The 13,646-nt window shown below is 64.8% G+C and carries 14 protein-coding genes; 2 read left to right on the top strand and 12 right to left on the bottom strand.

The window, feature by feature from the left end; genetic code table 11:
• Positions 1 to 320: 320 nt before the first annotated feature.
• The 3 genes from ASC89_RS03145 to ASC89_RS03135 are packed head-to-tail and all read right to left on the bottom strand — an operon-like array spanning position 321 to position 2,385.
• Positions 321 to 869 (bottom strand): GNAT family N-acetyltransferase, encoded by a 549-nt coding sequence (locus tag ASC89_RS03145; RefSeq protein ID WP_244488386.1) that lies wholly within the window; start codon positions 867 to 869, stop codon positions 321 to 323.
• Positions 870 to 892: 23 nt separating this feature from the next.
• Positions 893 to 1,522 carry a histidine phosphatase family protein gene (locus tag ASC89_RS03140; protein WP_055873932.1) on the bottom strand — a complete coding sequence of 210 codons (630 nt, stop codon included), beginning with the start codon at positions 1,520 to 1,522 and terminating at the stop codon, positions 893 to 895.
• 50 nt (positions 1,523 to 1,572) lie between these two features.
• On the bottom strand, positions 1,573 to 2,385 hold the full coding sequence (locus ASC89_RS03135; protein WP_055873935.1) for an enoyl-ACP reductase: 813 nt from the start codon (positions 2,383 to 2,385) through the stop codon (positions 1,573 to 1,575).
• Between the two features lie 108 nt (positions 2,386 to 2,493).
• Here ASC89_RS03135 and ASC89_RS03130 point away from each other — a divergent pair, with 108 nt between their 5' ends.
• Complete coding sequence (locus ASC89_RS03130) at positions 2,494 to 3,909, top strand: FAD-binding oxidoreductase (protein ID WP_055873938.1); 1,416 nt, start codon at positions 2,494 to 2,496, stop codon at positions 3,907 to 3,909.
• Positions 3,910 to 4,100: 191 nt separating this feature from the next.
• On the opposite strand, the gene ASC89_RS03125 is transcribed toward ASC89_RS03130, so the two are convergent.
• The 9 genes from ASC89_RS03125 to ASC89_RS03085 all read right to left on the bottom strand — a co-directional run bounded on the left by ASC89_RS03125 (position 4,101) and on the right by ASC89_RS03085 (position 12,906).
• Positions 4,101 to 5,519 carry an amidohydrolase family protein gene (locus ASC89_RS03125; RefSeq protein WP_082527826.1) on the bottom strand — a complete coding sequence of 473 codons (1,419 nt, stop codon included), beginning with the start codon at positions 5,517 to 5,519 and terminating at the stop codon, positions 4,101 to 4,103.
• Between the two features lie 68 nt (positions 5,520 to 5,587).
• Positions 5,588 to 6,064, bottom strand: coding sequence for a hypothetical protein (locus ASC89_RS03120; RefSeq protein WP_055873941.1), 477 nt, complete (start codon positions 6,062 to 6,064; stop codon positions 5,588 to 5,590).
• 49 nt (positions 6,065 to 6,113) lie between these two features.
• Positions 6,114 to 6,428, bottom strand: coding sequence for a hypothetical protein (locus ASC89_RS03115; protein WP_055873942.1), 315 nt, complete (start codon positions 6,426 to 6,428; stop codon positions 6,114 to 6,116).
• An 8-nt stretch (positions 6,429 to 6,436) separates the two neighbouring features.
• A complete protein-coding gene (locus ASC89_RS03110) occupies positions 6,437 to 7,117 on the bottom strand; it encodes a L,D-transpeptidase (RefSeq protein WP_055873945.1) in 681 nt (226 codons plus the stop codon).
• Positions 7,114 to 8,046 (bottom strand): glycine betaine ABC transporter substrate-binding protein, encoded by a 933-nt coding sequence (locus tag ASC89_RS03105; protein ID WP_055873948.1) that lies wholly within the window; start codon positions 8,044 to 8,046, stop codon positions 7,114 to 7,116. Before ASC89_RS03105 ends, ASC89_RS03110 begins: the two co-directional genes overlap by 4 nt.
• Positions 8,047 to 8,435: 389 nt before the next feature.
• On the bottom strand, positions 8,436 to 8,693 hold the full coding sequence (locus ASC89_RS03100) for a helix-turn-helix domain-containing protein (RefSeq protein ID WP_055873951.1): 258 nt from the start codon (positions 8,691 to 8,693) through the stop codon (positions 8,436 to 8,438).
• Between the two features lie 51 nt (positions 8,694 to 8,744).
• On the bottom strand, positions 8,745 to 9,776 hold the full coding sequence (locus tag ASC89_RS03095) for a helix-turn-helix domain-containing protein (RefSeq protein ID WP_055873954.1): 1,032 nt from the start codon (positions 9,774 to 9,776) through the stop codon (positions 8,745 to 8,747).
• A 448-nt stretch (positions 9,777 to 10,224) separates the two neighbouring features.
• A complete protein-coding gene (gene arcA / locus ASC89_RS03090; RefSeq protein ID WP_055873957.1) occupies positions 10,225 to 11,460 on the bottom strand; it encodes an arginine deiminase in 1,236 nt (411 codons plus the stop codon).
• Between the two features lie 18 nt (positions 11,461 to 11,478).
• Positions 11,479 to 12,906, bottom strand: coding sequence for a basic amino acid/polyamine antiporter (locus tag ASC89_RS03085; protein WP_055994475.1), 1,428 nt, complete (start codon positions 12,904 to 12,906; stop codon positions 11,479 to 11,481).
• Positions 12,907 to 13,264: 358 nt separating this feature from the next.
• Between ASC89_RS03085 and ASC89_RS03080 the strand changes: the two genes are divergently transcribed.
• Entirely contained in the window at positions 13,265 to 13,585 is a 321-nt protein-coding gene (locus ASC89_RS03080) for a hypothetical protein (protein WP_055873961.1), read from the top strand.
• Positions 13,586 to 13,646: the final 61 nt, after the last annotated feature.

Genomic DNA, 13,646 nt, shown 5'->3' with positions numbered 1-13,646 from the left:
TGCCGCGGTTCTAGGGGCACGCGGCGAGACGGTCAATCGAGCCAGTTCTCGACCGGGTCATTCGAGCGGGGTGCGGGGGTCTGGCGGCAGCGAACTGTCATCGACATCCGGGAACTCGCGAAAGGCTTCCCACTCGCTGAACAGCTCGGCCAACGTCCTGGGTGGCGCCGTTACCGGGCGAACTCGACAGGGATGCGCACGACCTGATTGCGACAGTTGCGGAAAATGCTGGCGGTACGAAGCTGCTGCTGTGTCACGGCCACCCCTTTGGCATATGCCAAGACATCCGCTCAGGACTTCAACCGGAACCGAGACTCCCTTCAGTCGCCCTGCCTGCCGACAAGCGTCTTGCTCAGCACAACACTGCGATAGTTGGTGTGTTGCCACTGGGTGCGCTCGATGAAGCGGTAGCCGAAGCGCGTGTACCACTCGACGAGGTGCACTGCCGGTTCCGCTGTATCGAGCGCCAGTTCCCGGGCGCCGGAAGCAGCGGCGCGGTCTTCGACATCGGCAATGAGCCGGCGTCCGAGGCCTTGGCTCTGGAGCTCGGGCTCGACCGCGAACTGGCCGAACGAGGCGACGTCGGATCGATCGTACCAGGGGCTGCCATTGGTGCGGGAAGCATCGCGGAAGAGGATGGTGCCGCAGATCACCCCATCGGCGACGGCGACGAAGCACTCGCCCGATGCGATACGCTTCTCGGTGACCTCGGCACTCTGATGCGTCGCCCAGAAGCGCAGCCCCATCGCGGCGAGGCGCGCATAGGCGCGGTGCAGCAGCTCGGTCAGCTCAGCCGCCGAGTCGGTGTCGAGCCAGGGCCGGATCGCGATGGCGGCCAGGGGTGGCGGATCGTTCCCGGTGCTCTTCAACGTGGCCTCCCAAGCTCGTCCGCTCAGTCGTCCCAGCTGTGACCAGCCGGATAGACGACGCTCTTGCCGTCGATGAAATGCACCACCGAATCTTGCGGCGGGAACCAGTTCACTGCGCGCTCGGCCGGAAAATCCTCGATCAGGCGGCGCAAAATCCTGAGGATCCCGCCATGCGCCACGATGATCGCCGGCGCTTTGAGCGTGTCGGTGGCAAAGCTCAAGATGCGCTGCGCCACATCCTCATAGCTCTCGCCCGAGGGCGGGCGGAAATTCCAGAAGCTGGCGTCGCGCTCGCCGGCGATCGCCATCTCGCCGGAACTGAGCTCGGTGTGGAGCCGGCCTTCGTAAATGCCGAACGATACCTCGACCAGCCGCTGGTCGAAGACCACCTCGGGCAGCGGCACAGAGAAGGCCGAACGGACGCGGGCCATGGTCTCGCGAGTGCGGCCGAGCGGCGAAGCGTGCCAGGTGAAATCGGCCGGGCTGCGACCGGCCCGCTCGAGGATCTGCACCAAGAGCTTACCGTTGAGATCGGCCTGGCCGCGGCCGATATCGTTGAGCGGGATGTCCTTGGACCCCTGGTAGCGCCCCTCGGCGTTCCAGTCGGTTTCGCCGTGACGGATGAAATAGAGTTCAGGCCAGGTGATGGACATATCGACGCTCGGAAACGAAAGGGGCCGCCTTGCGGCAGCCCCAGGATAAATCAGGCGGTGGGCGCAGCGGCGTCGGCTTCATCGTCGACATGCATGCCGATGATGTTGAAGCCGCAATCGACATACTGCACCTGGCCGGTGACGCCGGAGGCGAGATCGCTGAGCAGGTAGAGCGCGGCCGAGCCGACTTCTTCCTGGGTGACGTTGCGCTTCAGCGGCGCCGCCTTCTCCTGGAAGTGCAGCATGGTGCGGAGCCCCGAGATGCCGGAGGCCGCCAGGGTTTTGATGGCGCCGGCCGAGATGGCGTTGACGCGGATGTTCTGCGGGCCGAGGTCATGCGCTAGGTAGCGCACCGAGGCCTCGAGTGCGGCCTTGGCGACGCCCATGACATTGTAGTTCGGCACGTATTTTTCGGCGCCGTAATAGGTCAGCGTCAGCAGCGAGCTACCGGGGTTCAGCATCGCCTCGGCGCGCTTGGCGACGGCGGTGAACGAATAGACCGAGATGTTCATGGTGAGCGCGAAGTTCTCGGCGCTGGTGTTGATGTAGCGGCCCTCGAGCTCATCCTTGTTGGAAAAGCCGATGGCGTGGACGAGGAAATCCATCGTCCCCCACTTGTCCTTGAGCACCCGGAAGGTCTCGTCCATCGCCGCGTCGTTCGACACGTCGCACTCGACCAGCGTGGTGACGCCGATCTCGGCGGCGAGCGGCTCGACGCGCTTCTTCAGCGCCTCGCCCTGGTAGGAGAAGGCGATCTCGGCGCCCTGGTCGGCGAGGGCCTTGGCGATGCCCCAGGCGATCGAGCGGTTGTTCGCCACGCCCATGATCAGGCCCTTTTTGCCGGCCATCAGCCCCTGCGCCATCGTCGTGCTCCGTCTTCATTGTCTCGTTGGCGCCGCTTGTCGCATAGCGACCGGTAGCGGGCAAGTTCGCCCTTGCGCCAACCCCGCTCAGGTCTATCTTCCCCCGCCATGACCACGCTCACTGCCAAAGATATCGTCCGCGCCCTGAAGCCGCTGGTCGGCGATGGCGGCGCGCTGCTCGCCGATCCCGCGGAGATGACGAGTTACCTGACTGAGCCGCGCAAGCGCTTCCACGTGCCGGCAGTGGCGGTAGCGCTGCCGGGGAGCGTCGCGGCGCTACAGGCGATCTGCCGCTGGGCCAACCAGCATCGGGTGCCGCTGGTGCCACAGAGCGGCAATACCGGTCTGGTCGGCGGCCAGGTGCCGCTCAGCGGCAATGAGGTGATCGTCAACCTCTCCCGCATCAACCGGGTGCGCGAAGTCAATGCCGCAGCCGGGCACATGACGGTGGAAGCCGGGCTGATCCTCGAAGAGGCGCATAAGGTGGCGGAGGCCGCGGGGGCGATTTTCCCGCTGTGGCTGGCGTCGCAGGGCTCGGCCCGTATCGGTGGCGTGCTCAGCTCCAATGCCGGCGGCGTGCAGGTGCTGGCCTATGGCAATGCGCGCGAGCTGACGCTGGGGGTCGAGGCGGTGCTGGCCGACGGGCGGCTCTACAACGGGCTCAACGCGCTGAAGAAGGACAATACCGGCTACGACCTCAAGGACCTGCTGGTAGGGGCCGAAGGCACGCTCGGCTTCATTACCGCGGCGACAGTAAAGCTGTTCCCGATCCCCGAGGCACAGGAAACGGCGCTGATCAACGTGGCCGATCCCGGCGTGGCGCTGCAGTTGTTCTACCTGTTGCGCGAGCGGGCCGGCTCGCGCCTCACCGCGTTCGAGCTGATGAACCGGTTCGGCATCGACCTGCAGCTGAAATATGGCCTGTTGCCGCGCGACCCGACCGCCAGCCTGTCGCCCTGGTATGTGCTGGCCGAAGTGAACCGGATGAAAGGCGGTGCGCCCGGCGCATTGCAGGCGGCGCTCGAACAAGCGCTCGGCAGCGGCCTCGTCGCCGATGCGGTGGTCGCCGAGTCGGAGGCCGATCGCACCTTGATGTGGGCGGCACGCGAGCAGATGAGCGAGGTGCAATCGAAGGAAGGCGCCTCGATCAAACACGATGTCTCGGTGCCGATCGGCGCCGTGCCGCAGCTGATCGCCGAGGGCAGCGCCGCAGTGGAGCGCGCTATCCCCGGCGTGCGGCCCTGCCCGTTCGGCCACATGGGCGACGGCAATATCCATTTCAACTTCAGCCAGCCCGCCGGCGCCGACTCCAAGGCTTTCATGGCGCGCGAGGCCGACGCCAACGCGGCCGTCTATGAAGTGGTGCGCAAGCTCGGCGGTTCGGTGTCGGCCGAGCACGGCATCGGGCAGCTGAAATCCGCCCTGCTGCGGCAGGTGAAGGACCCGGTGGCGCTCGAGATGATGCAGGCGATCAAGGCGGCGCTCGACCCCAACGGAATCCTCAACCCGGGCAAGGTGCTTTAGCTAGCTGGAGCGACGGAGCGAAGCCATCGACGGCGAGCTCCCCTCCCTCAATCCCCCCTCCTGGCAGACGCGGTAGCGCTGCGGCGGAGGGAAGCGACGACTGCCAGCAAGGTCGAGCTGGCACGCCTCAAGGCCAGCGATGCAAAAGAGGTGCCCTGCCCCCCACGTCGGGCGAGGGCACCGAGTAGCGGCTAGTTGGTGGGGAGTGTATTCTTGTAGATCTTGCCGTCCTTCATGATCACCACGAAGTTCGCCGGGTTGGCCACGAGGTTGATGTTGGCGATCGGATCGCCCTCGACCAGCAGCAGGTCAGCGAGTGCCCCTTCCTCGACAACGCCGAGTTTGCCCGGATAGGGGTTGCGTAACCCGGTCAGCTGCAGCAATTCGCCGTTGGTGCCGGTCGCCATGGCCAGGGCCTCGGCCGGCGTATACCAGCGCGTCAGCAGCGTGAGCATATGTCCCTGCAATTGCGCCATCGCCGGAGAGAACAGGATGTCCGTGCCGAAGGCGGTCTTGATACCGTACTGCTTGGCCCAGCCATAGATGCGGTCGGTGCCGGTGATCACCTGCCGCAGCCGCGCGCGGCTGTCCTCAGGAAGCGTGACGCCCTCCTCGAAGCTCTCGTCGAACGGCTGGGTCGAAAGCCAAATGCCCTTCTCGGCCATCGCCTTGGCGTCCGCCTCGTTCATCAGATGGCCGTGCTCAATCACCTTCACCCCCACCGACAGCGCTCGCTCGATCGCTTCGGGGGTATAGGCGTGCACGGTGACGTAGGTGCCCCAGTTGCTCGCCGCCTCAACCGCGGCCGTCAGTTCGTCGGCCGTGAAGGTCGATGCATCGAGCGGGCTGAACGGCGACGCGACACCGCCGCCTGCCGTCAGCTTGACCTGCGAAGCGCCCAGCATCAACTGCTCGCGCGCCCGCATGCGCACCTCGTCCGGACTGTCGGCGATCATCGCCACGCCCAGTTCTTCCATGCGGGTCAGCTCACCCGGCCGGCGCGGCAGCTCCCACTGGTGACGGAAATCGCCATGGCCGCTGGTAACGCTGATGATAGCGCCCGATGGATAGATCCGGGGGCCATCGATGAGCCCCTCGTCGATCGCCCGCTTCAGGGAGAAGACCGGACCGCCCACGTCGCGTACGGTAGTGAAGCCACGCATCAGGGTGGCCTTGGCCTCGTCCGCCGCCAGCAGCGTGGTGTAGCCTGCATCGTTGTTGAGGCCCTCCTCGGGGGTCGAGCGGATGAGCATGGCGTGCCAATGCGCATCGATCAGCCCGGGCATCAGCGTGCGACCAGCACCCTCGATCACACTGGCGCCATTCGCGTCGATCGGAGCGGCGGAGATGGCAGCGATCTTGCCTTCCTCGACCAGCACGTTGGTCGGCTCCGTCAGTGCATCAGCCTTGCCGTCGAAAACCCTTACATTCTCGAACAGCACGCTGCTGCTCGCCGCGTCCTGCGCGAAGGCGGTGCCCAAGCCAAGAACGAGGGTGACAAACAGACCAGCTCCTGCCAGCGGCGCTCGCAGTTTCGCGCTCGTCCGGGGCTGGAACGGCTTCCGAGCCGTGAGGCTTGGGGGGGTATTTGACGCTCTGGACACTTGCATCTCTCCGTCGTGTTGGTTCCGGCACTTCAGGCGGGCATGGAGCCCGTAGGCTCCGTGCCCGCCGATGGTCAGTTGCGAGTGGCGGTGAAGGTGCGAGGTCTCTCGCCGCGCACCGTCGGGTGATAGGTGCAACGCAGGGTACGGATGCGCGGCGACTGGCCGACGATGACGCGTCCGATGGTCCCCAGCAGGCCGCCATAGTTCCGGCAATCCATCGAAGCCCGTTCCCAGGCGCGCCCGCGATTGCAGGAGGCGCGCTGCAGGTCGACGATGATGTCACGCCCAGAGGTACGCCAGGTCAGGCGGCCGTCGCAGCTCACGCCGCCGCCGCGGACTTGATAGGTTCCGCGCCGTTCCAGGCAGAACGTCAGCCGGTACGGGCCATAGAGGTTCTGGTTGGCACGGAAGCAGCCGCTTACGGGAACACCCACCGGATGATCGGGGACCATCACCAGCGGTGCAACGTCCTGGGCGAGCACGGCCGGCGACTGCAACGCTGCAAGCACCAGGACGGCGCTGAGCAGCAATTTCATGAAGCGATACATTGTCTTGTTCCTCCTTGTTGAGCACCTTCACGGTCGTCTGACGGCGCGCTCAGGTGCGAGCGAGTGACTGGATGCTGCCATTCTGGTCGATGACGCAAAGTGCCTGCCCGGTTGGCAGCTTGACCTCCACTTCAAACGCCGTTCCGGTGGCGCTCGGCCGCGACGCGGTCGGCAGGACGCCATCGGCCGGAACGCCGAAACGGCTGGCTGCCTCGCTGGCGCACAGCAGTTGCAGATCAGCCGGCGCCGTCAGCGCGCTGGAGCGGATGGTGGCGGCCGGCGGCGTGGTCGAGGCGCAGGCCGCGGCGGCAAGCAGCAGCGCCGGAATGCCGATACCCCTGAACAGGAATGCAAATGCTGCCATGTGACCTCCTAGACGCCGCGATAGAGGGCCGCGCCGGACATGAGAACGACAACCTTCGCCCCCACGGCGACCCGGGAGTAGAGATCGGTCACGTCGTCGTTGTTGAGCCGGATGCAGCCGGACGAGATGTTGAGCCCGATAGACCAGGGTTCGGCTGTCCCGTGGATGCGGTAAATGGTGTCCTTGCCGCCCTCGTAGAGGTACATGGCGCGGGCACCCAGCGGGTTGTCAGGGCCGCCCGGCATGCCATTGGCCCACTGTGCAGACTTCGGATCACGCGCAATCATCTCAGGGGGCGGCGTCCAGGTCGGCCACTCGACCATCCGGCCTATGGCGACGATGCCGGCCCAGCCGAAACCGTCGCGTCCCACCCCGATGCCGTAGCGGATCGCCTGAAACTCCGGCTGCACCAGGTAGAGGAAGTGCCGGTCCCCATCGATGATGACGGTGCCAGGTTTCTCGGCGGTCCTGAACGGAACCAGCTGTCGCTTGAATTCCTCCGGCACTGAGCCATAAGCCGCATAGTATTGCTGGGCCCGGCGCGGATCATAATCGATCCACTTCTTCCGCTTCGCATCGTAGATTTGCGAGTAGATGGCCTGTGCCTGCGCCGGCGCACCAATCAAGCCCGCCGCCAGACCTGCCAGGCCGAGTTCGAGCAACCGGCGCCGTGACGGGCCAACACTCATTCGAACCACCCGTCTATTCGGGCGCGGTGCTCGGCGAGCCACTCATGCGCGGCAGCCTCCGGCGACTTGCGTTCGACCTGCAAGACGTAGCTCATCCCGGCTATGTCCTCGGCTTCGAACTGGATCCTGCCGAGGATGTCGGCCACTGCCGGGAGCTCGGTTTTAAGTCTGGTCGCGAAGGCGATCGACAACGAGGACACATCCCAAGCCGTCTCGGCCCGCGAGTGTTCCAGCCAGTCGGGGTCGCCGGCCGGCGCGACAAGCTGCCATGCCGCAGCGTCGAACGCCGGTTCCGCCAGCATGACCACATCGTGCAGGACGAACACGTGGTGCGGCGAATAGCAGTAGAACACCAGCGGTTGCGCCAGGGCGACGCTTGCGTCGACCGCCGCCATTGCCATGTCTTCCGGCGCTTGCAGCAGTTGCATGGTCTGGTCATAGCCGGCACTTCTGGCCCTGACCCGCTCCACCTGGGTCGAGAACCAGGAGGCATCGCCGATCCAGAGTTCGCCCCTGCCGTCGTCGTCGCTATCGAAGGCGGCGGCGATATCGGGGTTGGTGAGGTCCGAGACGGCCTTGATGCCGGTTTGATCTATGGCCGCCCGCGTGGCGCAAATGCCTTGCTTGCCGGTGACTGAGCGTGTGCTGACGGTCACGGCAGCCCCAGCCCGACTGACAGCGGCATCGAGGTTTGGCGACCATAATTCGGGGTAGACGTCTATGTCGCCCCGGGCGATCGAGGTCAGCAGGCCGACGGAGCCCCGTTCGACATAGACAGGCGTGACCCCGGTCCGCTCGGCCAGTACTTGACCGATGACATAGGCGCTGACCTTGGCGGAGGGCCAGGCGGTGATGCCGACCACGATCTCCTGGGCGGCAGCCACCCCGGTCGAGCAGGTGATGAGCGCCATCAGCACAAGAGCGCCCATGCGCCCTCCGACCGATGATCGCAGGCACCGGTGCGGTTGGTCCGCGTTGCTCATGGCGGCCCCGCTTCGGGGGCGACGGCCTATCGAAATGCACACCGACAACTGCCCACCCGCCCAACGCTAGCCACACGACAGGCGCCACCGCGACCTTGGCCTGGGAAAGGTGGAAGCAGCGCCGCATCCTTCGTCGAACGCTACTGTCCGTTGCGAGCGGAAGAGAATAGCCCTCCGTCCCAATCCTGTGCTGTCGGTCCAAGGCGTGAGTCAGCATCGGCAAGCTCCCCCTGCCGCAGGCGTAGTTCGGCCAGATCCGCACCCATGAGACAAAGCGCACACGCGGCCGAGAGCGGCCCAATGCTGCGACGTCAGGGCCGTGAGATCGTCGCGTGTCAGGCTAGCGCGGCCAAGATTTCGGCCAGGCTGGAGATAGCGCCCGCCGATGCCTTGTGCGGGCTGAGCGCGGGAACCCGCTCGGAGCGGGCCTCGGTGGGGCTGTAGCCAAACTGATGTTTGAACGCCCGGCTGAACTCGGAAGGGTCGTCGAAGCCCAGCTCGCGTGCAATGGCGTAGACTGGCCGGGTATCGCCTGGCGTCGACAATGCCCGGTGCGCATCGAGCAGCCGGGCCGAGCGGATGTATCGCGCCACTCCGTGGCTCGGGCAGATCCCTGGCGCATCCCGATCGGGTTGCCGACGGCCCTAGGAAACGGCTCTGATGACTTCGGCCAGATTGGATGCCGCACCGGCCTGCGCCTTGTGCGGGTGCGGCGCCGGAACCCACTCGGAGCGCGCTTCGGAGGGGCTGTACCCGAACTGGTGCTTGAAGGCCCGGCTGAACTCGGAAGGGTCATCGAAGCCCCGCTCGCGCGCGATCGCGTAGACCGGCCGGGTATCGCTCGCCGTTGACAGCGCGCGGTGCGCATCCAGCAGCCGCGCCGATCGAATATATCGCGCCACCCCACCCAGAGGTTCAAACAGGCGGTACAGCGAGCTTCGCGACATCCCCAGATAGCGGCAGAGTTCCCTCGTATCGAGGCGCGGCTGAAGCAGGTTGTCACGGATGAACTGCTTTGCCCGCTCTATTTGCGTCGCCTGGATGGCGGGCATGGCCTGCTCCATCGCACTTCGGCTGGGAGCCGCACAGGCGACGATCATATTGCGAGTGGCGTCGACCAACATGGGCAGTTGGTCCACATCCAGCAGTGGCAACTGCCGGTACAGCGATCGCAGATAATCTACCAGCAACCTGCCAGGACCAGCCGGAAGGTTGGTTCCATGCAACCGATCGAGTTCTGATGCGTGGGGATGGCAGAGGTCGCGCGGAACGACGAGAAACAAGACATCGATATCGCTATTGGAGCCGCGGTCATCCCGGTGCAGCGCCCGAACCTGACAACCACCGGCTCCCGCCACGGCGGCCCCTCCATCAGCAACGATGGTGCCGCTCGAGGGCGCGCATAAGGTCCAATGATCGAACCCATCGGCCCGAAGCAAACGATCATCGCGCGCGAAAATACTCGCCTGCGTCGTCGCGCGGGCCAGCACCAGGGAGCCCAGGTTCCAGGCGGTGATCCGACCCAGAAAACCCAGTTCTCGCGGGCGTCGAGGCTCAATCGACAGAAATGGCACAATCGATTGCCACGCTTCCGCCTGCAGGTTCGACGCAATATCCGCCGTCGTAAAGGCGTGCCGCGGAACATGCGCCGTGAGATTCGTGATCGCCTGGTTCATTGCTGCACTCTTGCCGCACAAGTAGTATTCAGCGATTGCAGAATGCACGAGCGGCGAGCCGGCGGCAAGTGAGCGCGTGTTCGCCGGCTTTATCTACATTTTCGAATGTACACTTTCGCACAATCGCATTTGATTTATTTAACTGTTGTGGTTCGTTCGCCGTGCAACGGAACGATCTAGCATTATCGAGAACCGCGAGCGCCCGGATGTGCATGGAATCCCGCCTGTTGACGGTGGATCCCATTCTTCGTTCGTTTCCCGGAGCCGCGGTGGCTGTTACCGGACTAGTTGAGCGGGTCGGTCCCGTTGCTTGGGGCCGGAGGTTGCTGCCTGGTGTTCAGAGCGGGCCTCACGCCGATAGCCCCAGTTTGGTCGCCACCAAACGTTCGCAAGCGTCTGGGCGCCGCTCGCGCCGACGGTTCGCACGGCAGCCGGCAAGCAACTCGCGTCAGTAGTCGACTGCATCGCGGATGATCGGACAGGTCATGCAGTGGCCGCCGCCACGCCCGCGGCCCAGTTCGGCGCCGGCGATGGTGATCACCTCGATGCCGGCCTTGCGCAGCAGCGTGTTGGCATAGGTGTTGCGGTCGTAGGCGAAAACGACGCCCGGCGAGACGCAGACGAGGTTGGCCCCTGAGTCCCACTGCGTGCGCTCGCGGGTGTAGTCATTGCCGCCGGTCTCCACGACGCGAAGCTCCCTGAGGCCGAGGGACTCGCGCACCGTCTCGACGAGCCCCTTGTCCTTGCTGAGCTCGATACCGCCCTTGCCGTCCGGTCGGTAGGAGAAGCATTCGATCTTGTCGACGATATCGGGGTAAATCAGCACGCAGTCGCGGTCGGCGAAGGTGAAGACCGTGTCGAGGTGCATGGCGGCGCGGAGCTTGGGCATGGCGGCGATGATCACGCGCTCGACAGCACCCTGATCGAACAGCGCCTGAGCCAACTGGGCGATGGCTTGCCGCGAAGTGCGCTCGCTCATGCCGATCAGCACGTTGCCCTTGCCGATGGGCATGACGTCGCCGCCTTCGAGCGTCGACAGGCCCCAATCCTTGGTCGGATCGCCCCACCACACATTGACCTGGCCGGCGAAATCGGGATGGAAACGATAAATCGACGAGGTGAGGATCGTCTCTTCCTTGCGGGCCGGCCAGTAGAGCGGGTTCAGCGTCACCCCGCCATAGATCCAGCAGGTGGTGTCGCGCGTGTAGAGCGTGTTGGGGAGCGGCGGCAGCAGGTATTCGTTGACGCCAGCGGCATCGCGGACCAGCTCCATCATGCCGCCGCCATGGGTGTCGGGGAACTCATAAGTGGAGAGGCCGCCGATCAACGTCTCGGCCAACTGCCGGCTCGAGAGGCCCTCGAGATAGGAACGGACCTCGTCGACAAGGTCGGGGCCAACCTGATTGGCCGTGACCTGGTTGTCGAGAATCCATTTCCTCGCGTCTGGAAGCGCCACTGTCTCTTCGAGCAGATTGTGCATCTCGACCACATCGACACCACGATCGCGCAGCTTGTTGATGAAATCGAAGTGGTCGCGCTTGGCGACATCGACCCAGAGCACGTCGTCGAACAGCAGGTCATCGCAGTTGGAGGGCGTCAATCTCTGGTGCGCCTTGCCGGGTGCGCAAACCATGACTTTGCGCAACTGGCCGACTTCGGAATGCACGCCGAAGGAGGTTTGCATGATTGAAGTTCCTCGATCTCAGGGGGTGATGATGCCGGTGACCAGGCCGTAGATCCCGATGGCAGCAGCCACAACGGTGACCCCGAACACACCCAGTTCAACCGGCGTGAACAGCCGGGCCTGCTGTTCGCGGCGGGCCCAGATGTAGAGAATGATGGTGCCGGGAACGAACAGCACGGCCACCAGCAGGACGTACTTGAGCCCCGCGGCCACGAACATGAACAGCGTGTAGAGCACGGCCAGCCAGGCAATGACCTGATCCCGCAGCCGCTCGCGCGACCCGGCCTCGTAGCCCTCGCCACGCCGGGCGATCAGTACGCCGTAGCCGGCGACGAGCAGGTAGGGCAGCAGCGCGGTAACGCTCGTCATGTCGAGCATGAAGTTGAATGCATCGCGCGAGAAGTAGGTCGAGACGACGAACAGCGAGACGACGATGTTGGTCAGCCACAAGGCATTGGCAGGAACGCCGTTGGCGTTCTGCGCCGCAAACAGTTTGGGCATGTCCTTCGACTTGGCAGCGGCGAACATCACCTCGGCGCAAATCAGCGACCAGGCGAGGTAGGCGCCAAGCACCGAGATCAGCACGCCGATGGAAATGAACACCGCCCCCCACTGTCCGACGACGAGCTCGAGCGCACCGGCCAACGATGGATTGGCGACGCCGGCGATGGCGGCCCGGGGAGCCGTGGCGTAGGGAAACAACGTCACGGCGACCATCAGCCCGGTCACCGCCACAAAGCCCAGGATGGTTGCCGTTCCGACGTCGGCGCGCTTTTTGGCGAAGCGCGAGTAGACGCTTGCGCCTTCGATTCCGAGAAACACGAAGATGGTGATGAGCATGGTGTCACGCACCTGCGCGACAAGGCTCTTTTCAGGCATACCGACACCGCCGAAGAAATTCTCGGCGAACTGGTCGAAGTTGAAGAAGACGATGAACAGCAGGATCGCCACGATGATCGGCACGATCTTGGCGATGGTGACGATGGTGTTGATGAAGGTCGCCTGCTCGACACCGCGCAGGATCATGAAGTGGAACGACCAGATGCCGATCAACGAGACGACGATCGCAATGACGCTGCTGCCGTCACCAAAGATCTCGGGAAAGAAGCGGCCAAGCATCAGCACCCAGTAGAAGACGTTGCCGAGGCAGCTGCCGAGCCAGTAACCGAAGGCCGAGAGGAACCCCATATAGTCGCCGAAGCCGGCCTTGGCGTAGGCGAATACGCCGGAATCGATGTCGGGGCGCTTCTCGGCAAGCGCCTGGAAAACCCGGGCGAGCATGTACATGCCGGTGCCGGCGATAAGCCAGGCGATGATGGCGCCGAAGGGCCCCGTGGCGGTGGCAAATCGTCCAGGCAGGTTGAATATCCCCGCCCCCACCATCGACCCGACGACCATCGCCGTGAGTGCCGCGAGCGACAGCTTGCCCTTGTTGACGTCGGCCAATGGTACCCCCTGGAGCCGCGGTGCGGCGCAAACGGAGTTGCGCTCGACCTATCGAGGCTTGGACAATACCGCCGCGCAGCAGCGCGAGAATGGGCCCGCGTCCCAACGCTGATCGTTTCGTCCCAAGATCGTCGGTTCGCGTCGCGCCAGCTGACCGCCCGGCCCGGGGTCTCCTCGAGTTCACATCGAGCGGTGCAAGCCGAGCGAAGTTCGAGACGCCATCGCAAGGAATGGGACGCCACCCCAATTACTCGGCGACACCGTTGGCGCTAGGGATGTTCTGCTGTCGATTTTGGAACCCCGACGCTGGAGCAGGCTAGTCGCGCCATCCCTGCGATCGCCCTGTTCGGAGGCCATCATGTTGAGAAATCCAGCCATCGCGGCGATCAGTATCCTGATGATTGCAAGTCTCGAGCAGTCGGCGTCGGGCGCGTCGATCGGCGTGGGCAACCCTTACCCTGTCAGCACCTACACCTGCGAGGACGGGACGCGCCTGGCGGTCCGCCTCCTGGGTGATCGCGCCTCGGTATCGGTAGACGATGCGGCCGAGGTGGAACTGCCCGCCATGGGGCTGGACGGCACGACCTATTCGAACGGCAGGCTGACGCTGACCATCATCCAGGGGCGGCTGATGTGGGGCGTCGGCAGGGCCGCGCCGTCGGCGTGCACGGGTGGCTGAGCATCGCACCAACGCCCAGCGTCCTATCGCGCCGCGCGTTGCTCGCCGACGGCGTGACACC

The organism is Devosia sp. Root413D1 (genome assembly GCF_001425235.1).
Lineage (GTDB): Bacteria > Pseudomonadota > Alphaproteobacteria > Rhizobiales > Devosiaceae > Devosia_A.
Note: the sequence above shows the minus strand (reverse complement) of the source record. Positions and strands in the feature narration are given on the sequence as shown.

Bases quoted from the DNA above. Each gene is read 5' to 3' on its own strand.
- ASC89_RS03080 (WP_055873961.1), top strand. From the start codon at position 13,265: ATGTTGAGAAATCCAGCCATCGCGGCGATCAGTATCCTGATGATTGCA.
- ASC89_RS03095 (WP_055873954.1), bottom strand. From the start codon at position 9,776: ATGAACCAGGCGATCACGAATCTCACGGCGCATGTTCCGCGGCACGCC.
- ASC89_RS03115 (WP_055873942.1), bottom strand. From the start codon at position 6,428: ATGGCAGCATTTGCATTCCTGTTCAGGGGTATCGGCATTCCGGCGCTG.
- ASC89_RS03125 (WP_082527826.1), bottom strand. From the start codon at position 5,519: ATGCAAGTGTCCAGAGCGTCAAATACCCCCCCAAGCCTCACGGCTCGG.
- ASC89_RS03110 (WP_055873945.1), bottom strand. From the start codon at position 7,117: ATGAGTGTTGGCCCGTCACGGCGCCGGTTGCTCGAACTCGGCCTGGCA.
- ASC89_RS03130 (WP_055873938.1), top strand. From the start codon at position 2,494: ATGACCACGCTCACTGCCAAAGATATCGTCCGCGCCCTGAAGCCGCTG.
- ASC89_RS03135 (WP_055873935.1), bottom strand. From the start codon at position 2,385: ATGGCGCAGGGGCTGATGGCCGGCAAAAAGGGCCTGATCATGGGCGTG.
- ASC89_RS03120 (WP_055873941.1), bottom strand. From the start codon at position 6,064: ATGTATCGCTTCATGAAATTGCTGCTCAGCGCCGTCCTGGTGCTTGCA.
- arcA (WP_055873957.1), bottom strand. From the start codon at position 11,460: ATGCAAACCTCCTTCGGCGTGCATTCCGAAGTCGGCCAGTTGCGCAAA.
- ASC89_RS03105 (WP_055873948.1), bottom strand. From the start codon at position 8,046: ATGGGCGCTCTTGTGCTGATGGCGCTCATCACCTGCTCGACCGGGGTG.
- ASC89_RS03140 (WP_055873932.1), bottom strand. From the start codon at position 1,522: ATGTCCATCACCTGGCCTGAACTCTATTTCATCCGTCACGGCGAAACC.